Consider the following 19,243-nt stretch of genomic DNA (forward strand, 5'->3'; position numbering starts at 1 on the left):
GTGTACGCGCAGGGCCCGCCGCACTTTCGCACGACGGGCCCCTGTTCTACCCGGTTTGGGGTGTAACCCACGGTAATCCGTGATTACTTCTTGCCCTTGGCCGACCCCGCGCTGTCATCGCTCGACAGGACGGCGATGAAGGCCTCCTGCGGAACCTCTACGGAACCCACCATCTTCATCCGCTTCTTGCCCTCCTTCTGCTTCTCCAGCAGCTTCCGCTTACGGGAGATGTCACCGCCGTAGCACTTGGCGAGGACGTCCTTGCGGATGGCGCGGATGGTCTCGCGGGCGATGACCCGGGAGCCGATGGCGGCCTGGACGGGCACCTCGAAGGCCTGCCGCGGGATGAGCTCCTTGAGCTTGGCGACAAGCCGCACACCGTAGGCGTACGCCTGGTCCTTGTGGGTGATCGCCGAGAAGGCGTCCACCTTGTCGCCGTGCAGCAGGATGTCGACCTTGACCAGGCTGGAGGTCTGCTCTCCGGTGGGCTCGTAGTCCAGGGACGCGTAACCACGCGTCTTCGACTTCAGCTGGTCGAAGAAGTCGAAGACGATCTCGGCGAGGGGCAGGGTGTAGCGGATCTCGACCCGCTCCTCGGAGAGGTAGTCCATGCCGAGCAGCGTGCCGCGCCGGGTCTGGCACAGCTCCATGATCGAGCCGATGAACTCGCTGGGCGCCAGGATGGTCGCCCGGACGACCGGCTCGTACACGTCCGAGATCTTGCCCTCGGGGAACTCGCTGGGGTTGGTGACGGTGTGCTCGCTGCCGTCCTCCATGACCACGCGGTAGACCACGTTCGGCGCGGTGGCGATCAGGTCGAGCCCGAACTCGCGCTCCAGCCGCTCCCGGATCACGTCCAGGTGCAGCAGGCCGAGGAAGCCGACGCGGAAGCCGAAGCCGAGAGCCGCGGAGGTCTCCGGCTCGTAGACCAGCGCGGCGTCGTTGAGCTGGAGCTTGTCCAGGGCCTCGCGCAGCTCGGGGTAGTCCGAGCCGTCCAGCGGATAGAGGCCGGAGAAGACCATCGGCTTGGGGTCCTTGTAGCCGCCGAGGGGCTCGGTGGCGCCCTTGGACTGGCTGGTGACGGTGTCACCGACCTTGGACTGGCGGACGTCCTTCACACCGGTGATCAGGTAGCCCACCTCGCCGACACCGAGGCCGTCGGCGCCGAGCATCTCCGGCGAGTTGGTGCCGATCTCCAGCAGCTCGTGCGTGGCGCCGGTCGACATCATCCGGATGCGCTCGCGCTTGTTGAGCTGACCGTCGATGACACGGACGTACGTCACGACGCCCCGGTAGGAGTCGTAGACGGAGTCGAAGATCATGGCGCGCGCGGGGGCGTCCTTGACGCCGACCGGGGCCGGGACCTGCTCGACGACCTTGTCCAGCAGCGCCTCGACACCGAGCCCGGTCTTCGCGGAGACCTTGAGCACGTCGTCGGGCTCGCACCCGATGAGGTGGGCCAGCTCCTCGGCGAACTTCTCGGGCTGCGCCGCCGGCAGGTCGATCTTGTTGAGGACCGGGATGATCGTGAGGTCGTTCTCCATCGCCAGGTAGAGGTTGGCGAGGGTCTGGGCCTCGATGCCCTGGGCCGCGTCGACCAGGAGGATGGTGCCCTCGCAGGCGGCGAGCGACCGCGAGACCTCGTAGGTGAAGTCGACGTGTCCCGGGGTGTCGATCATGTTGAGGATGTGCGTGTTGTCCTTGTCGTGGGTGGGGGCCCACGGCAGACGCACCGCCTGAGACTTGATCGTGATGCCGCGCTCGCGCTCGATGTCCATGCGGTCGAGGTACTGAGCGCGCATCTGCCGCTGCTCGACCACTCCGGTCAGCTGGAGCATCCGGTCGGCGAGCGTGGACTTGCCGTGGTCGATGTGCGCGATGATGCAGAAGTTGCGGATCAGAGCCGGGTCGGTACGGCTCGGCTCGGGCACATGGCTAGGGATCGCGGGCACGCAGGGTCCTGATTCTTGAGGCGTCCGCAGTGTCTGCGGTCTCGGGTCGGATCGATACGTAGCCTCCATGGTCCCACGGGTGGCGACCGTGGACGGGTTTGGGCCGTGGATGGGCCCGCTGGTAGCCTGGGTGGCTGTGTCTCATGCCCTCTCGCAGGAGGCACGACCTCAAGAAATCACCCGGTACGGGAACCGTGCGGATCAGTGCGGCCCCGTGCCAGAACCTGAAAAGGCTCATTCGTGGCGAACATCAAGTCCCAGATCAAGCGGATCAAGACCAACGAGAAGGCCCGGCTGCGCAACAAGGCCGTCAAGTCCTCCCTGAAGACCGCGATCCGCAAGGCCCGCGAGGCCGCTGCCGCGGGTGACGTCGAGAAGGCCACCGAGTACCAGCGCGCTGCCGCGCGTCAGCTCGACAAGGCCGTCTCGAAGGGCGTCATCCACAAGAACCAGGCTGCCAACAAGAAGTCGGCGCTGGCTCAGAAGGTCACCGCGCTCAAGGGCTGACATCTGATGTGACCGCCGGAGGGAATCGAGCGGGCCCTCTCTCATCCGCTCCCGTCCGGCACCCCTCGGGTCCGCGCGCGGCCTGCGTTCGCCACGCGGGCGCGGATCCATCAGCTTGAACCGAAGGCCGGGTGGCCCTCCTGTTCCCCATGGGAGGCCACCCGGCCTTCGTGCTGCTCAGAGCCCTGCGTGCTGCTCAGAGCCTGCATGCTGCTCAGGACCAGAACTCGTTGTTCTTGTCGATGTCCTCGACGCACTCGTCGAGGTCGGTGACCTTGTCGCCCACGATCCGGAAGATGATGCAGCCGGTGTCGTCGAGGTGCTTGCCGTTGCGGTCGGCCGTGAAGCGGGTCATGCCGACCGCGTGGCCGCGACCGTCGACACCGATGCCGATCAGTTCGGCGCGCATCGTCCCGTTGGTCTCCGCACCGAGCCGTTCGTACATCTCGATGATCGAGTCCACGCCCTTGAAGTCGCCCGACAACGGGTGATCTCCGGGTACGTGATGCGTGGCGTCTCCCGCGATCAGTGTGCGCAAGGTGTCCATGTCACCGCGCGAGAAGGCCTCGAATCCCTTGCGGACCAGCGCTGCGTGGGGGTGTTCAGCCATGGCCGTCGCCACCTTTCCGTCGCTCGGCGAGTTCGGCTGACTCTCCCGATTCTCCCTCCGGACGGCTCCGGCGGCACAGTGGAGACATGGACGCAGACGACAGGAACGTGCTGGCCGGGGCCCGCGTGGCGACCCGGCTCCCCGCGCAGGACCTGGACCGGGCACGGCGCTTCTACGCCGAGAAGCTGGGCCTGGAGCCCGTCGACGAGCGGCCCGGCGGGCTGCTGTACCGCTGCGACGGGGCGGAGTTCGCCCTGTTCCGGTCCACGGGGGTCTCCCCCGGCACCTTCACGCAGATGGCGTTCGAGGTCGACGACATCGACGCGGTCGCGGCGGAGCTCAAGCGGCGCGGCGTGGTCTTCGAGGAGGTCGACGTACCCGGTCTGCGCACGGAGGGCGGGATCGCCGAGGTCGAGGGGCACTACCCGAGCAAGGGCGCACGGGGCGAACGCGGCGGCTGGTTCCGTGACAGCGAGGGGAACCTGCTGGGGATCGGGGAGCCGGTCTACTGAGGTCGGCCCGGTCCGCCGAGGGGCTGGTCCGGTGAGGCGCAGGCCGGTCTGCCGAGAGGCTGGTCCGGTGAGGCGCAGGCCGGTCTGCCGAGGGGCCGGTCCGATGAGGGCAGCCTGGTCCGGTGAGGGGCTGGTCCGGTGAGGGCAGCCTGGTCCGCCGAGGGGCGCTCAGCTGATGCACGCCGGCCCGACACCTGTCCGCCAACTGATCCGCGCCGACCCGGCAGACTGCTGACGCCTGTCCGCCAACTGATCCGCGCCGGCCTGGCAGGGCGCTGACGCCTATCCGCGGCCCCGGGAGCGGGCCGCCCGGGCGATCGTGACCACCGCCTTCTCCAGGGCGTACTCGGGGTCGTCGCCGCCGCCCTTCACGCCCGCGTCCGCCTCGGCCACCGCCCGGAGCGCCGTCGCCACCCCGTCCGGTGTCCAGCCACGCATCTGCTGCCGCACCCGGTCGATCTTCCACGGCGGCATGCCCAGCTCCCGCGCCAGGTCGGCCGGCCGGCCCCCGCGCGCCGACGACAGCTTCCCGATCGCCCGCACGCCCTGCGCCAGCGCGCTCGTGATCATCACCGGCGCCACCCCGGTCGCCAGCGACCAGCGCAGCGCCTCCAGCGCCTCCGCCGCCCGGCCCTCGACCGCCCGGTCGGCGACCGTGAAGCTCGACGCCTCGGCCCGCCCGGTGTAGTACCGCCCGACGACCGCCTCGTCGATCGTGCCCTCGACGTCCGCGACCAGCTGGGAGACCGCCGAGGCCAGCTCCCGCAGATCGCTCCCGATCGCGTCGACGAGCGCCTGGCACGCCTCAGGTGTGGCGGACCTGCCCGTCGCCCGGAACTCGCTCCGCACGAACGCCAGCCGGTCCGCGGGCTTCGTCATCTTCGGGCAGGCCACCTCGCGCGCCCCCGCCTTGCGCGCCGCGTCGAGCAGGCCCTTGCCCTTGGCTCCCCCGGCGTGCAGCAGCACGAGGGTGATCTCCTCGGCGGGCGCCCCGAGGTACGCCTTCACGTCCTTGACCGTGTCGGCCGAGAGGTCCTGCGCGTTGCGGACGACCACCACCTTGCGCTCCGCGAAGAGCGACGGACTGGTCAGCTCGGCGAGCGTGCCGGGCTGCAACTGGTCCGGGGTCAGGTCCCGCACGTCCGTGTCGGCGTCGGCGGCCTTCGCGGCGGCCACCACCTCCTGCACGGCACGGTCCAGCAGCAGGTCCTCCTGGCCCACGGCGAGCGTCACCGGGGCGAGAGGGTCGTCATTCGCAGTCTTCCTGGCCATCGCGCCAAGCATCCCACGCGGCACTGACAACGGGATCCGCCGAGACCTACGGCTCCTCCCGCCAGCCCTCCCACTCGCCCGCGAAGCGGTCCAGCTCGCCGGGGTCCAGCCGCCCCTCCTCGTCCCTCAGGACGACCAGCCACTGCGCGTCCTCGGCATCGTCCTCGCCGGCCAGCGCGTCCCGCACCAGCCGCGGCTCCTCGACGACTCCGAACCGCTCCCCGAGCGCCTCCACCACCTCTTCCGCGGCATCCCGGTCGGGCAGCACCAGCACATGTCGCACATCACTCACGCCGGACATTGTCCGACACCGCCTCGCGGTCCGGCCGCTCAGCCCTTGCGGACCACCTGCACATCGAGGTCGACCCGGATGCTCGGCCCGACCACCGCGATGCCCCGCGCCAGCATCGTCTGCCAGCTCACGGTGAAGTCGTCCCGGTGCAGCTCGGTCGTGGCCCGGCAGGCCGCCCGCACCTCGCCCTCCATGCCGTTGCCAAGACCCAGGTACTCGGTGTCCAGCGTCACCGTCCGCGTCACGCCGTGCAGCGACAGCGCGCCCGTCACGGCCCACCGGTTGCCGCCCTTGTGCACGAACCGCTCGCTGTAGAACTCCAGGGTCGGGAACCGCTCGACGTCCAGGAAGTCCGCCGACCGCAGGTGGTCGTCACGCATCCGCATGTTCGTGTCGATGGACGCCGCGTCGATCACCACGTGCATCGCCGACCGCTCGACCGGGTCGGCGATCCGTACGACCCCCGCGAAGGAGGTGAACCGGCCATGGATCCGGGCCAGTCCGATGTGCCGCGCCGTGAAGCCGATCGAGGAGTGGGCCGGCTCGATCTCCCAGTCGCCCGGCGCGGGCAGCTCCGGCGGCCGGGCCAGCTGCAGCGTCACCTCCCCGAGCGAGGCGAGCGCGTTCTCGTCGACCTGCGTGGTCGCCAGGTACGGCGTGTAGCCCTCCGCCGACACCGCGAGCCGGTACTCCCCCGCGGGCACCGTCGTCACGAACGACCCGTACGGGTCCGCTCCCCCGCTGACCACCGGGCGCCCCATGGCGTCGGTGACCGCGAACTCCGCGTGCCGGAGCGGCTCGTTGACCGGGTCCAGCACCCGGCAGGCCAGCACCCCGGCGCTCGGCGGCGTCGGCACCGCCGCCAGGGGACTCGTCCGTTGCGCCCGGTTGGTTCGGCTTCCCAGCCAGCGGCCGATCATCCCCGACTCCCCTGTGTGACTCGAAATCGCCTGTTGATCACTGTTGATCACTTGTGCCGAAGACGCATTCGACCACCAGTGAGGCTTTCGAGGCAACACGGGACCACATCACGGGAATCCAGCACATGTGCTGGCACTACGCACGAGTAGCCCCGTGTGGACCGAATTGATCCCTAGCCGGCCCGGGGCAGCGTCGGCAGCCGGTCGAGTTCGATGCCGAACCGCTCCCGGTACGCCCCGAGCACCTCCTCGTCCGTCCCCAGCTCCCGCTCCTCCCGCGCCCCCTCGGCCGATGTCACCGTGAGCCGGCGCCCGCTGAGCGTGGTCCTCCCTCCGTCCTCCGTGACCCGCGAGCAGACCAGCGACCGCGTGAAGTGCGACACCGGCGACGTGCTGTGCCACCACGCCCCGGCCACGAAGTCGCCGAGCACCCGCGGCCGCACCTCCAGGCGGTACTGCGGTGTGCCGTCACGGATGACGTCCAGGTCCGCCGCCTCCACCGTGTCGTGCCCGCCGCGCACCCCGGCCGCGTCCGGCCCCGCCTCCACGATCCGGAACGTGCCCCCGGGGTCCTCCTGCTCCCCCCGGTCCCCGAACGCCAGCGGCAGGTGGCTGTGCGCCCCGAATCCGACGTCGGCCAGCCAGTCACCCCCGTCCACCGTCCGCACCCGCAGCGCGAGATGGTCGTACGGGATCCCCAGCCGCTCCTCCGGCCCGTACACCCGCGCCGCGAGCAGCGCCACGTCGTACCCCAGCGCGGCCAGCAACGCCCCGAAGGCGCCGTTGAGTTCGTAGCAGAACCCGCCCCGCCGCGCGCCGACCACCTTCTCCAGCAGCCGCTCCTCTTCCAGCACGATCTCCTCGCCGAGATGGATGGAGAGGTTCTCGAACGGCACCGTCCGCAGATGGCACAGGTGCAGCTCGCGCAGCACGTCGACGGTGGGCCACGCCGGGTGCTCCACTCCCAGTCGGCGGAGGTAGGCATCGACCTGTGCTGAGTCCATGCCCTCAGTCTCGCGCCACGCTCAGCTCCCCGCCCCCTCCTACGACCGCCAGCGCGCCGTCCCGGTCCGTCCGCAGCACGGTCGCGCCCCCGGCGCGCAGCGCCGCGACCGTGCCGGGCGCCGGGTGTCCGTACATGTTGTTCTCACCGCAGGAGATGAGCGCGAGCCGCGGAGCCGCCCGACGCATCAGGCCGGGGTCCTGGTAGGCCGAGCCGTGGTGGGCGACCTTCAGTACGTCCACGCCCCCGAGCGCCGCGGCCGCCGGTGACCTGGCCAGCGCCCGCTGGGCCGGGGGCTCCAGGTCCCCGAGGAGCAGCAGGCGCAGCCCGCCCGACCGGACCAGCATGGCGACACTGGCGTCGTTCGGCCCCTCCGGCGCCGGGTGGGCCGGGAGCAACCCCGGCGGTGCGTCCGGGGGCGGGCTCGGGGGCGGCCACACCACCTGCCAGGACAGCTGCCCCGTACGCCGCTGCTCCCCCACCGCCGCCCGCGTCACGGGAACCCGCCGGGCCGCCGCCGCCCTCCTCACGAACGCGGCCTGTTCGGCGGGCTCTTCGAAGCCGGTCGTCTCGATCGCGCCCACCGCCCGTCCCCGCAGCACGCCGGGCAGGCCCGCCACGTGATCGGCGTGGAAGTGGGTGAGCACGACCAGCGGGATCCTGGTGACGCCGAGGGAGCGCAGGCAGTGGTCGACGCGTTCCGGATCGGGGCCGGCGTCCACCACCACGCCCGCGCCCCCGCCCGCCGCGAGCACCAGGGCGTCCCCCTGCCCCACGTCACACATCACCAGCCGCCAGCCCGGCGGCGGCCAGCCCGTGACCACCCTGGTCAGCGGCGGCGGCTGCACCACCACCAGCACGAGCAGCAAGGCGCACACCCCGCACCACCAGGGGTGCCGGAGCAGCCGCCGTCCGGCGAGCAGCACGAGCAGGGTCACGGCGGCGAGCAGCGCCGCGCCCGCCCAACTGCCCGGCCAGTCCACCCCCGCACCCGGCAGCGCGGCCCCGGTCCGGGCGACCGTCGCGATCCACTCGGCGGGCCACTGCGCGCACCACGCCAGGGCCTTGGCGGCCGGCATCCCCACCGGTGCCGCGGCCAGTGCCGCGAAGCCCAGCACGGTGGCCGGCGCGATCGCGAACTCCACGAGCAGGTTGCACGGCACCGCCACCAGGCTGACCCGCGCCGACAGCACGGCGACGACGGGCGCGCACAGGGCCTGCGCGGCGGCAGCGGCGGCCAGTGCCTCGGCGAGCCTGGGCGGCACCCCGCGCCGCCGCAGCCCGGCGCTCCAGCGCGGCGCGAGCGTGAGCAGGGCGCCGGTGGCCACGACGGACAGCAGGAAGCCGTAACTCCGCGCCAGCCACGGGTCGTAGAGCACCAGCAGCAGGACCGCCGTCGCCAGGGCCGGGATCAGGGATCTGCGGCGGCCGGTCGCGAGGGCGAGCAGCGCGACGGCTCCGCAGGCCGCGGCCCGCAGCACGCTGGGGTCCGGTCGGCACACCACGACGAACCCGAGGGAGAGCACGCCCCCGAGCACCGCGGTCCCCCGCAGGGAGATGCCGAGGCGAGGAGCGAGCCCCCGGCGCTCCGCCTGCTGCGCCAGGCCCGGCGGCCCGAGCAGCAGCGCCAGCAGGATCGTGAAGTTGGCCCCGCTCACAGCCAGCGTGTGCGTGAGGTCGGTCTCCTTGAAGGCCTCCTCCAGGTCCGGGGTGATGCGCGAGGTGTCCCCGACGACCAGCCCCGGCAGCAGCGCCCGGGCGTCCGCCGGCAGGCCGTCGGTCGCCTCCCGCAGCCCGGCGCGCAGCCGTCCGGCGAGCCGCTGGGCCGCCGAGGGTGCTCCCACCACCTCCGGTCCGGCCTCGCCCCGCACCCGCAGCACGGCCGCGACCCGGTCCCCGCCCGTCATCGCGGGCGCCAGCCGCGCGGCGACCCGCAACCGCGTCGACGGCAGCAGCCCGAGCCACGCCGACCGCACCGGCCGCCCACCGGCCACCCGGCCAGGGGCGGACGAGCCCACGTCCACGATCATCAGCACCGGTGTCCGCGTCACCGTCGTCGCGCCACCCGTCTCGTGGACGCGCCGCACCTCGGCGTCGATCAGCACGGCGGTCGGAGCGACATGGTCGCCCCGGACCCTGGGCTTGGTGAGCCGGGGGTCGGAGGTGAGCTCGACCTCGGCGGTCACCGTCGCGTACGCCCGCGCCAGGCCGGGCACGGGCCCCCGGCGCAGATCCGCCCCGTGCAGCCCGGCCGAGGCGGCGGCCGCGGCGACGCACAGCAGCACCGCGGCGGCCGAAGCCCGCGGCCAGGACGCCGGCCCGCGGCGCCGGGCCGACGCCTGCAGTCCGGCGGCGACGAGACAGACGGCCACGATCCCCACCACCCACCCGGCCGGCATGTCCGGCACCAGCGCCGCCGTGCCCCAGGCCGCCAGGGCGGGCGGGACGAGCCGCAGGTCCGTGGGCCCTTCCTGACGCGGCCGGGCGATGCCGAGCCGGTGACCGGAGGAGGCGTGCACGGCCGACCGGGCGGGGCGGGCGTCCGGCGCCGACCGGGCGGGGCGGGCGTCCGGCACGCCCTCGCCCGACCCCTCCTGGGTGTCGAGGGCGCCCCTCATGGCCGTACGAGGTTCCGCAGGTCGGCGAAGCGGCGGTCGCCGATGCCGTTCACCTCGCGCAGCTCGTCCACGGAGCGGAAGCCGCCGTGCCGCGTGCGGTAGTCGATGATGTGCTGCGCCAGCACCGGGCCGACGCCCGGCAGCGTGTCGAGCTGGTCGGGGGTGGCCGTGTTGAGGGAGACCGGCGCGGCCGGCATCGCACCACCCGCCGCCACACCGCCCGCCGCCGCACCGCCTGCCGCCGCACCGCCCGGGCTGCCGACGGGCGAGCCGCCCGCTCCCGTACCCGTGGCCGGAGCCGGGCCGCCGACGATCACCTGCTCGCCGTCCACGAGGAAGCGGGCGCGGTTGAGACCGTCCGTGTCCGTGCCGGGCTTCACCCCGCCCGCCGCGCTCAGCGCGTCCGCGACTCTGGAACCGGCCGGCAGCCGGTGGATGCCGGGCTCACGGACCTTGCCGCCGACGTCCACGACGATCTCGGCCGCCCCCGCTTTCACCGGCCCGGCGGACGCCCCGGGAGCACTCGGCGTGTGCGCCTCCTCGCCCGGTCCGCTCTCCTCCCGCTGCCCGTACGGCACCGCCGCCCGCACCACCTCGGGCGGCCGCACGGACTGGGTCCGCCCGGCCCAGAAGTGCTGCACGGCGAACGCCGCCGCGACGACCAGCACCACCGTCAGGGCGAGCACGCTCCGCCGCTCCAGGCCGCACCTCGCCTGCACCCACAGCGGCAGACGCTCCCGCAGCGCGAGCCCGGCCCGCTCCCGCCAGGAACCCTCCGCGGCGCGACCCGTCCGCTCCCGCCAGGAACCCTCCGCGGCGCGACCCGTCCGCTCCCGCCAGGAACCCTCTGCGGCAAGCCCAGCCGGCTCCCGCCAGGAACCCTCCCCGGCAAGCCCAGCCGGCTCCCGCCAGGAACCCTCCGCAGCGCGGCCGTCCCGCTCCCGCAAGGCCCCCTCCCCGGCACGCAAGGCCCCCTCCCCGGCACACCCGGCCTCGCCCTCTGCCGCGACCGCCCGGGCGACGGGCTCCCCATCAGGCCGGGCCGCCGCCGCTCCGTGCCCCGCCCCGCCGACGCCCCCGGAGCCGGGCGGCCCCTGCCCCGACTCCCGGCGCTCCCCGGCCTGTTCGACCGGCTCGGCATACGGGCCGAACAACACCCCGGCGCGCCTGCGGAGTTCCTCCGCCGAGGCGTGTCGCTGCCGAGCCCGCCCGCGTGCAGCGGGCCGGCGATGACGGACCCGGCCGTCGGACGCGGGCGCACGGCCCGGCCCGCTGGTCGCGGTCGCTGTGCGTGAACGTGATCGAAGTGCCATGCGACGAGGATCGGCCACATCGACCCACCCGCGATGATCTTGGTCAATTCCCGGGGACAAGCCACCGGTTGTGGAAAACTCCGCCCCTCACACGGGTGACCGGAGCCCCGCTGCAACGTTCACCGGGGCGAAACCACCACGGCCAGCAGCCCGGGCCCCGTATGCGCCCCGATCACCGCCCCGACCTCGCTGACATGCAGATCGGCCAGCCCGGACACCCGGGCCCGCAGCCGGTCCGCGAGGGCCGACGCCCGGTCCGGGGCGGCGAGATGGTGGACGGCGACGTCGACCTGGCCGCTGCCCGCGCGCTCCGCGGCGATCTCCTCCAGCCGGGCGATCGCCTTGGACGCGGTCCGCACCTTCTCCAGCGGCTCGATGCGGCCGTCGGCCAGCTGCAGCAACGGCTTCACCGCGAGCGCCGAGCCCAGCAGGGCCTGCGCGGCGCCGATGCGGCCGCCCCGGCGCAGGTAGTCGAGGGTGTCGACGTAGAAGTAGGCGGACGTGCCCGCGGCGCGCTTCTCCGCGGCCGTCACGGCCTCGTCCACCGTGCCGCCGGACTCCGCGGCCTCCGCGGCGGAGAGCGCGCAGAACCCGAGCGCCATCGCGATCATGCCGGTGTCCACCACCCGCACCGGCACCGGCGCCTGCCGCGCGGCGACGACGGCCGCGTCGTACGTGCCGGAGAGCTCGGCGGAGAGGTGGAGGGAGACGATGCCGGTGGCACCGGACTCGGCGACCTTGCGGTACGTCTCCTCGAAGACCGCGGGACTGGGCCGCGAGGTCGTCACCGGGCGCCGCTTCTGCAAAGCCTGGGCGAGGGCGCGGGTCGAGATCTCGGTGCCCTCCTCCAGGGCGCGGTCGCCGAGGACCACGGTCAGAGGCACCGCTGTGATGCCGTGACGCTCCATCGTCCGGGCCGGCAGGTAGGCCGTTGAATCGGTGACGATCGCGACATGGCGGGACATGAGCTGGAGGTTACCTGCCGTAGTGCCCGTGCGGCAGCCCGGCCCCTCGGCTCCGCTGCGCGCGTGGCCGGATCAAGTGGTGCTCTCGGGGCGGGGTTTCTTCTGCCAGGGGTAGGTGGGACGCGGCCCCGGCGGGGTGATGGCGGGCCGTGTCGGCTCGGACGCCGGACTCGACTGCGGGGTCTCCGGCCAGGTCTGCCCGGCCGTGGCGGCGTCGGCGGCGGGTGCCTCGGGCCAGGGCGGCGGGGCGGTGGTCGGGGACTCCGACGGCGTCGCCCAGTGCCGCAACGCGCCGGCCTCCACGTCGATCTGCGCGCTGAGCGTGTCCAGGTCATCCTCGGCGAAGCGGCGGGCGCGGTCCCGGGCCGCCCAGCGCAGCGAGTCCGCGGACCGCTTGATGCGCTCGGTGCGCTCGCGCAGCTCGGGCAGCCGCTCGGCGAGCGCCGTGCGGTCCGGCTCGGATTCCAGGCGCTTGAGCTCGTCGTCCAGCTCGTGGCCGTGGGCGCTGAGGCGTTCGAAGAGGCTCAGGGACTCCTTCAGGGAGGTGTCCTCGGCGACGGCCGCGTGCAGCGCGTCCTGCGTGGCGCGCATCGACGTGCGCAGGGTGAGCCGGAGCTGGGCCAGCTCGCCCGCGGCGCCGAGCTGGGCGAAGGACTTGGCCCGCAGGGTGTGGTCCTCGACCGTGCGGCGGGCCTGGGTGATGCCGCGGTCCACGCCGCGCTTGGCGGCACCGACGACCTTCACGGTCGCGTAGGCGCCGAGCCCGAGAAAGAGCACGAAGAGCAGGGCGAATACTGCGATCACTGCTTCCACCGGCTCCTCCTCGGAATGTCGCGTGACACTTCGCGTCGCTCTTCAACGGTAAACGCAACAGGCAGGTCCGGAGTTCCAGAAAGACCCCGAACCTGCCCGTAGGGGACCACCCCGAGAGTGGCCCGCAGTCCCTCGCGTTACGCCGGAACGATGTTCACCAGCTTGGGCGCGCGCACGATCACCTTCCGGATCCCGGCCCCGCCCAGCGCGGCGACGACCTTCTCGTCGGCCAGGGCGACCTTCTCCAGCTCGTCCTCGGAGATCGACGGCGAGACCTCCAGCCGCGCCTTGACCTTGCCCTTGACCTGCACGACGCAGGTCACGGTCTCGTCGACCACGTACTGCGGGTCGGCGACCGGGAAGTCCTGGTGGACGACCGAGTCGGTGTGCCCCAGCTTGCGCCACAGTTCCTCGGCGATGTGCGGGGCCAGCGGCGCGACCATCAGCACCAGCGGCTCGGCGACGGAGCGTGGTACGGCCCCGCCCGCCTTGGTCAGGTGGTTGTTCAGCTCGGTGACCTTGGCGATGGCGGTGTTGAATCGCATGCCCTCCAGGTCCCCGCGCACCCCGTCGATCGCCTTGTGCAGGGCGCGCAGCGTCTCCTCGTCGGGCTCGGCGTCGACGACGGTGACCTCGCCGGTCGCCTCGTCGACGATGTTGCGCCACAGCCGCTGCAGCAGCCGGAACTGGCCGACCACCGCGCGCGTGTCCCACGGCCGGGAGACGTCCAGCGGGCCCATCGCCATCTCGTACAGGCGCAGCGTGTCGGCCCCGTACTCGGCGCAGATCTCGTCCGGCGTGACGGCGTTCTTCAGGGACTTGCCCATCTTGCCCAGCAGGCGGGAGACCTTCTCGCCCTGGTAGTAGTAGGCGCCGTCGCGCTCCTCCACCTCGGCGGCGGGCACCGCGATGCCACGGCTGTCGCGGTAGACGTAGGCCTGGATCATGCCCTGGTTGAACAGCTTGTGGAACGGCTCCGCCGAGGAGACGTGCCCCAGGTCGTACAGGACCTTGGACCAGAAGCGGGCGTACAGCAGGTGCAGCACGGCGTGCTCGGCTCCGCCGACGTACAGGTCGACGCCGCCGTGCGGCTGGCCCTCGCGCGGGCCCATCCAGTACTGCTCGATCTCGGGGTCGACCAGCTTGTCGCTGTTGTGCGGGTCCAGGTAGCGCAGCTCGTACCAGCAGGAACCGGCCCAGTTGGGCATGGTGTTGGTCTCGCGCCGGTACTTCTTCGGGCCGTCGCCCAGGTCCAGCGTGACGTTGACCCAGTCCTCGTTGCGCGACAGCGGCGTCTCGGGCTGGGTGTCGGCGTCGTCCGGGTCGAAGGTGCGCGGCGAGTAGTCCTCGACCTCGGGCAGCTCCAGCGGCAGCATCGACTCGGGCAGCGCGTGGGCGATGCCGTCCTCGTCGTAGACGATCGGGAAGGGCTCGCCCCAGTAGCGCTGGCGGCTGAACAGCCAGTCGCGCAGCCGGAAGTTGACGGTGCCCTCGCCGACGCCCTTGCTTTCCAGCCATTCGGTGATGCGCGCCTTGGCCTCGACGACGCCCAGGCCGTCCAGGCTGACCTCGTCGTTCGACGAGTTGATGATCTTCGCGTCGTACGACGAGAAGGCGTCCTCCCAGGTGGAGGTGTCCGTGCCGCGACCGTCGGTCGGCTCGACGATGCAGGTGATCGGCAGCTCGAAGGCGCGGGCGAACTCGAAGTCGCGCTGGTCGCCGGCGGGGACGGCCATGATCGCGCCGGTGCCGTAGCCCATCAGGACGTAGTCGGCGATGAAGACCGGGACCTGCTCGCCGTTGACCGGGTTGGTGGCGTACGCGCCGATGAAGACGCCGGTCTTGTCCTTGGCCTCGGCCTGGCGCTCGACGTCGGACTTCGAGGCGGCCTGGGCGCGGTAGGCGGCGACGGCCTCGGCGGGGGTGGCGTGACCGCCGGTCCACACCTCGTGGGTGCCCTCCGGCCAGGCGGCCGGGGTGAACTTCTCGACCAGCGGGTGCTCGGGCGCCAGCACCATGTAGGTGGCGCCGAACAGGGTGTCCGGGCGGGTCGTGAAGACGGTGATGCGCTCGCCGTCGATCGGGAAGTCGACGCGGGCGCCCTCGGAGCGGCCGATCCAGTTGCGCTGCTGCAGCTTGATGGCCTCGGGCCAGTCCAGCTCCTCCAGGTCGTCCAGCAGCCGGTCGGCGTACGCGGTGATGCGCATGTTCCACTGGCGCAGCTTGGCCTTGAAGACCGGGAAGTTGCCGCGCTCGGAGCGGCCCTCGGCGGTGACCTCCTCGTTGGCCAGCACGGTGCCCAGCCCGGGGCACCAGTTGACCGGCGCGTCGGAGGCGTAGGCCAGCCGGAACTCGCCCAGGACGTCGGCCTTCTCGGCGGCGCTCAGCTCGCTCCACGCGCGCGTGTGCCCGGGAACGGGCCGCTCACCGGACTCGAACTCGGCGACCAGCTCGGCGATCGGGCGGGCCCGCCGGGCGTCGTGGTCGTACCAGGAGTTGAAGATCTGCAGGAAGATCCACTGGGTCCACTTGTAGTAGTCCGGGTCGATCGTGGCGAACGAGCGGCGCTTGTCGTGGCCCAGGCCCAGCCGGCGCAGCTGGGACTTCATGTTCTCCATGTTGGCTTCGGTGGACACGCGCGGGTGCGTGCCGGTCTGCACCGCGTACTGCTCGGCGGGCAGGCCGAAGGCGTCGAAGCCCAGGGTGTGCAGGACGTTGTGGCCGGTCATCCGCTGGAAGCGGGCGAAGACGTCCGTGGCGATGTAGCCCAGGGGGTGGCCGACGTGCAGGCCCGCTCCGGAGGGGTACGGGAACATGTCCATGATGAACTTCTTGGGCCGGGCGGCGATCTCCCGGTCGCCCGCCAGGTCACCCTTGGGGTTGGGCGCGGCGTAGGTGCCGTCCGCGTCCCAGAAGTCCTGCCAGCGTGCTTCGATCTCGGCAGCCGTCGCGGCCGTGTAGCGGTGCGGCGCGGCCACCTCGGAGGTGGCCGCGGGGTTCGTCTCGCTCATGATCCTCAAAGCTCCATCGATCGTCTCTGCCTGCGGCTGTGTGGTTCGAGAAACGAAAAATCCCCTCGCACAGGAGGGGACGCCGCGCCGATTCCGGCCACTCGACTCGTCCGGTGGCCGGGACTGATCAGCGCGGCCCGCTAAGCAGAAGGCGTACGGCACGCATGGCGTTAGGGTACCGCAGGCCCCCAGCGCGCCGCGACGCGCTTCCGGTGGGCCGTCTCGGTGCCGAAAAGCTGAACCAGGGTCAAAAGTTACTTCGCGTAACAGTCACTAAGGGACATCACAACAACCACATTGTCCTTTGATAACAACGCAATAACTCAAACCTCGTACCCATCGGTATGGCTCCGCTTAGAGTGCGGCAGCGGGACCGCTTTCCCGAACCGCTCGGAGTTGCCCCCATGAACCCTCATCGCAGTACCGCCCCACTCGCCCCGCTCGTCGGGATCCGGGGAGGCAGGCCGTGAACCCCTACGACTCCACGGCAGACGACTCCTTCGCCGAGTTCCTCAACTTCGGTGCGGGCGTGCTGTCCCTCGTATGCCTGACCTGCTCGGTGATCTGGGGCCTGGTCGCCCAGGACCGGATCCTGCTCGACGCCCGCAGGCGCATCCTGGCGCAGGCCGTGCACCGGACCACGGCCGTCGCCTCGATCCTCTTCCTGCTGGTGCACATCGGGGTGAAGGTGGCCCTGTCCCACACCTCGTGGGTCGCCGTCGTGATCCCCTTCGGGCTGCTGCTCACCGACGACGAGCTGGTCGCGGGCAGGTCGTTCCTGATCGGCCTGGGCACCCTGGCGGGCATGCTCATGATCTTCGTGGGGATCACCGGCGTACTGCGCAACCGCTTCGCGTCCCCCGCGCCGGTCGCGGCCCGCTGGCGGGCCATGCACATGCTGGCCTACCCGGCCTGGTGCGCCGCCCTCGTGCACGGCCTCTACGCGGGTCGCGCGGCGAAGCCGATCTTCATCATCCTGTACTGCCTGTCCCTGGCCGGGGTGGCCGGAGCCCTCGCGCTGCGCGCGGCCCCGCGCCCGGTCAAGCGCAAGGTCGCCGACAAGATCGCCTCGCTCATCGGGCCCGGCGAGGGCCAGGGCCGCAGGGACCTGGAGGAGAGCCGGGCCCGGGCCAGCGCCGGCTCCGCGCTGCCCGGCTACGAGGGCCGGGACACGTCCGGGAGGGCCGCGGCGTCCCCGTCGGCGCCGCTGTACGAGAAGGCGGAGCGCCCCGCCGCGCCCCAGGAGCCGGTGAGCGGCTTCGCCGCGGCCTACCGCGCCGTCTCGGGCCCGCCGCGGGACCAGGCCTTCGCGCCCGGCCCGGCCACCCGCATGGAGCTGCCGCTGGACATGCAGCCCACCGAGACCATCCCGACCGTGGACGGCCCCTCCAGCACCTCCGGCAACTGGCCGATCCCGTCCCCGCCGCCGGTCGGCGAGGCCCCGCCGTCGGCCTACGACCCGCTCCAGGACACGGGCTTCAACATCCCGCCCTACGACCCCCTGCAGGACACCGGACAAAGCATCCCGGCCTATGGCAATTCAGGCGCCTCCGGCTATGGATCGAGTGACGTGTACGACACGGGTGAGACGAACGCCGTCTACGACACGTACTACCCGAACGACACGTACAACAGCGGTCCCGCCACTGAAACACTGCCCGGTGCGTCCTACGACTTCGACGCACCGGGATCGGGCGAACCTTGGAACACGCCTTCCGGAGGCTTTAAGTGAACGAGGCCCTGCCCGACGTACCCGAAGTCCGCGTGGTCGGTCTTCCCCAGCTCACGTCGGGCTTCGACCTTGTCGATCGGCTCGATCTGCCCATGCATCTGAAGGTGCACGGGCCGCTCGAGCCGATGGGCGGCGAGCAGCTCGCGCAGCTCGCCGAACGCATCAACCTGAAGGGCCGCGGCGGCGCGGGCTTCCCCTTCCACAAGAAGCTGCGCTCGGTCGCCGAGGCGGCGATCAAGCGCGGCGTCCGGCCGGTCGTCGTCGTGAACGGCAGCGAGGACGAACCGGCCTGCCGCAAGGACACGGTGCTGATCAACCGTGCCCCGCACCTCATCCTGGACGGCGCACTGCTGTGCGCCGAGGCCCTGGGTGCCCGCACGCTCGTGGTGGGGGTCACCCGTGAGTCCACACAGCGCTCCATGGAGGCCGCCCTCGCCGAACGCGGCCTCAGCAACGGCCGGCGTTCGGCGCTCCGCGCGCGCGTGCAGCGCAACCCGGTCCGCATGGTCACCGGCGCCGCCGCGTCGCTGATCCGCTCGATCGACGGCGGCCCCGCGGTCCCGCCCGGCCGCAAGGTCAGCGCCTCGCAGAACGGCGTCGGCGGCGCCCCCACCCTGCTGTCCAACGCCGAGACCTTCGCCCAGCTGGCCATCGCCGCCCGCATCGGCCCGGAGCGCTACGGCAACACCGGCCTGTACGACGAGCCGGGCACGGTCATGCTCACGGTCTCCGGGGCGGTGGCCCGCCCCATGGTGATCGAGGTCCCGACGGGTGTGCCGCTTCGCTACGTCCTGCAGCTGGCCGGCGCGCCGCCGGTGCCGCAGGGCGTGCTCACCGGCGGCTACCACGGCAAGTGGATCGACGCGGCGACGGTCAACGAGGCGATCGTCTCCCGCAACTCCCTGGACGCCGTGGGCGGCTCGCTGGGCGCCGGCGCGATCCTGCCGATCAGTCAGGACACCTGCCCGCTGGGCGAGTCGCTGCGGGTCGCCCAGTGGCTGGCCGAGGAGAGCGCGGGGCAGTGCGGCCCCTGCTACCTCGGCCTGCCGGCCGCCGCGCGCGGCATGGAGGACATCCTCAACGGCGGCGGACCGGCCGCCCTGGAGGCGCTCAAGCAGGTCGCCAAGAACGTGAAGCGACGCGGCGCCTGCTCCCACCCGGACGGCTCCGCGATGTTCCTGGAGTCGACCATCAAGGCGTTCACGGACGACCTGGCGGCCCATGTCCTCGGCAACGGCTGCGGACGGCGCGTGGAGGGCGTTCTGCCGCTCTTCGAGGGCGGCAGGGCCCCGACGGGCATCCCGGGCGGCGGCGAGTCCGAGGAGAACGGCCCGAGCCGCCAGAAGATCTACGTCGACTGGACACTGTGCCGGGGCCACGGCCTGTGCGCGGACATCCTCCCGGAGGTGTTCCAGCTGGGCGCCGACGGCTTCCCGACCGTGGCGCAGGCGCAGGTGCCGCGGTACGCCGAGGCGAAGGCTCTACGCGCGGTGCGCCGCTGCCCGGCGCTGGCGCTGCGCATCGAGGAGTCGGGCGCACCGGGCGCGCCCTCCCGCAACCTCCCAGTCCTCTCCCAGGGCCGCGGTCGCCGCGCTCTGGGCCGCTGAGCGGACGTACGGCGGGTTCCCTGCGGCGGGGGCTGCCCTGCGGCATGCCGCCCGGGACGCGTTCGTGCACGGGCTGCATGTGACGCTGCTGGTGAGCGCGGGGTTGTTGCTGCTCG

Annotated in this window: 15 protein-coding genes; 4 read left to right on the forward strand and 11 right to left on the reverse strand. The window is 72.3% G+C overall.

Annotated features, from left to right (window positions below; all coding sequences use genetic code 11):
- Positions 1–83: 83 nt before the first annotated feature.
- A complete protein-coding gene (gene lepA / locus ABZ948_RS15060; RefSeq protein WP_359759584.1) occupies positions 84–1,952 on the reverse strand; it encodes a translation elongation factor 4 in 1,869 nt (622 codons plus the stop codon).
- A gap of 240 nt (positions 1,953–2,192) precedes the next feature.
- On the opposite strand from lepA, the gene rpsT reads away from it, so the two are divergent.
- Positions 2,193–2,459: a 30S ribosomal protein S20 gene (gene rpsT / locus ABZ948_RS15065; protein WP_359191700.1), complete on the forward strand. Its 267-nt coding sequence runs from the start codon at positions 2,193–2,195 to the stop codon at positions 2,457–2,459.
- Between the two features lie 214 nt (positions 2,460–2,673).
- Here rpsT and ABZ948_RS15070 read toward each other — a convergent pair whose 3' ends face one another.
- On the reverse strand, positions 2,674–3,069 hold the full coding sequence (locus ABZ948_RS15070) for a nuclear transport factor 2 family protein (RefSeq protein WP_031114053.1): 396 nt from the start codon (positions 3,067–3,069) through the stop codon (positions 2,674–2,676).
- 86 nt (positions 3,070–3,155) lie between these two features.
- Between ABZ948_RS15070 and ABZ948_RS15075 the strand changes: the two genes are divergently transcribed.
- Complete coding sequence (locus tag ABZ948_RS15075; RefSeq protein ID WP_359759587.1) at positions 3,156–3,581, forward strand: VOC family protein; 426 nt, start codon at positions 3,156–3,158, stop codon at positions 3,579–3,581.
- 282 nt (positions 3,582–3,863) lie between these two features.
- Here ABZ948_RS15075 and holA read toward each other — a convergent pair whose 3' ends face one another.
- The 9 genes from holA to leuS form a co-directional block, all read right to left on the reverse strand.
- The gene (holA, locus tag ABZ948_RS15080) at positions 3,864–4,853 is read right to left on the reverse strand and encodes a DNA polymerase III subunit delta (protein WP_359759588.1); all 990 of its coding nucleotides are present in this window, start codon (positions 4,851–4,853) and stop codon (positions 3,864–3,866) included.
- Between the two features lie 46 nt (positions 4,854–4,899).
- The gene (locus ABZ948_RS15085; protein ID WP_359759590.1) at positions 4,900–5,145 is read right to left on the reverse strand and encodes a hypothetical protein; all 246 of its coding nucleotides are present in this window, start codon (positions 5,143–5,145) and stop codon (positions 4,900–4,902) included.
- 38 nt (positions 5,146–5,183) lie between these two features.
- On the reverse strand, positions 5,184–6,065 hold the full coding sequence (locus ABZ948_RS15090; protein WP_359759592.1) for a YceI family protein: 882 nt from the start codon (positions 6,063–6,065) through the stop codon (positions 5,184–5,186).
- 173 nt (positions 6,066–6,238) lie between these two features.
- Complete coding sequence (locus ABZ948_RS15095; protein ID WP_359759594.1) at positions 6,239–7,069, reverse strand: arylamine N-acetyltransferase family protein; 831 nt, start codon at positions 7,067–7,069, stop codon at positions 6,239–6,241.
- A gap of 4 nt (positions 7,070–7,073) precedes the next feature.
- Positions 7,074–9,686 carry a ComEC/Rec2 family competence protein gene (locus ABZ948_RS15100; RefSeq protein ID WP_435857504.1) on the reverse strand — a complete coding sequence of 871 codons (2,613 nt, stop codon included), beginning with the start codon at positions 9,684–9,686 and terminating at the stop codon, positions 7,074–7,076.
- On the reverse strand, positions 9,683–10,843 hold the full coding sequence (locus ABZ948_RS15105; RefSeq protein ID WP_435857505.1) for a ComEA family DNA-binding protein: 1,161 nt from the start codon (positions 10,841–10,843) through the stop codon (positions 9,683–9,685). Before ABZ948_RS15105 ends, ABZ948_RS15100 begins: the two co-directional genes overlap by 4 nt.
- Positions 10,844–11,118: 275 nt before the next feature.
- Complete coding sequence (locus tag ABZ948_RS15110) at positions 11,119–11,964, reverse strand: DegV family protein (RefSeq protein ID WP_359759598.1); 846 nt, start codon at positions 11,962–11,964, stop codon at positions 11,119–11,121.
- 72 nt (positions 11,965–12,036) lie between these two features.
- Positions 12,037–12,777 carry a hypothetical protein gene (locus tag ABZ948_RS15115; RefSeq protein WP_359759600.1) on the reverse strand — a complete coding sequence of 247 codons (741 nt, stop codon included), beginning with the start codon at positions 12,775–12,777 and terminating at the stop codon, positions 12,037–12,039.
- Positions 12,778–12,914: 137 nt separating this feature from the next.
- Positions 12,915–15,788 (reverse strand): leucine--tRNA ligase, encoded by a 2,874-nt coding sequence (gene leuS, locus ABZ948_RS15120; protein ID WP_359759602.1) that lies wholly within the window; start codon positions 15,786–15,788, stop codon positions 12,915–12,917.
- Between the two features lie 466 nt (positions 15,789–16,254).
- On the opposite strand from leuS, the gene ABZ948_RS15125 reads away from it, so the two are divergent.
- Together ABZ948_RS15125 and ABZ948_RS15130 are read left to right on the forward strand one after the other, a co-directional pair.
- Entirely contained in the window at positions 16,255–17,520 is a 1,266-nt protein-coding gene (locus ABZ948_RS15125) for a cytochrome b/b6 domain-containing protein (protein ID WP_359759604.1), read from the forward strand.
- Positions 17,517–19,127, forward strand: a complete 1,611-nt coding sequence (locus ABZ948_RS15130; RefSeq protein ID WP_359759606.1) for an NADH-ubiquinone oxidoreductase-F iron-sulfur binding region domain-containing protein — start codon at positions 17,517–17,519, stop codon at positions 19,125–19,127. Before ABZ948_RS15125 ends, ABZ948_RS15130 begins: the two co-directional genes overlap by 4 nt.
- Positions 19,128–19,243 lie beyond the last annotated feature (116 nt).

The organism is Streptomyces olindensis, assembly GCF_040645895.1.
GTDB classification, from domain to species: domain Bacteria; phylum Actinomycetota; class Actinomycetes; order Streptomycetales; family Streptomycetaceae; genus Streptomyces; species Streptomyces olindensis.

Excerpts from the sequence above, each read along its gene's own strand:
- ABZ948_RS15070 (WP_031114053.1), bottom strand. The coding sequence starts at position 3,069 with ATGGCTGAACACCCCCACGCAGCGCTGGTCCGCAAGGGATTCGAGGCC.
- ABZ948_RS15075 (WP_359759587.1), top strand. The coding sequence starts at position 3,156 with ATGGACGCAGACGACAGGAACGTGCTGGCCGGGGCCCGCGTGGCGACC.
- holA (WP_359759588.1), bottom strand. The coding sequence starts at position 4,853 with ATGGCCAGGAAGACTGCGAATGACGACCCTCTCGCCCCGGTGACGCTC.
- ABZ948_RS15090 (WP_359759592.1), bottom strand. The coding sequence starts at position 6,065 with ATGATCGGCCGCTGGCTGGGAAGCCGAACCAACCGGGCGCAACGGACG.
- ABZ948_RS15095 (WP_359759594.1), bottom strand. The coding sequence starts at position 7,069 with ATGGACTCAGCACAGGTCGATGCCTACCTCCGCCGACTGGGAGTGGAG.
- ABZ948_RS15100 (WP_435857504.1), bottom strand. The coding sequence starts at position 9,686 with ATGAGGGGCGCCCTCGACACCCAGGAGGGGTCGGGCGAGGGCGTGCCG.
- ABZ948_RS15110 (WP_359759598.1), bottom strand. The coding sequence starts at position 11,964 with ATGTCCCGCCATGTCGCGATCGTCACCGATTCAACGGCCTACCTGCCG.
- leuS (WP_359759602.1), bottom strand. The coding sequence starts at position 15,788 with ATGAGCGAGACGAACCCCGCGGCCACCTCCGAGGTGGCCGCGCCGCAC.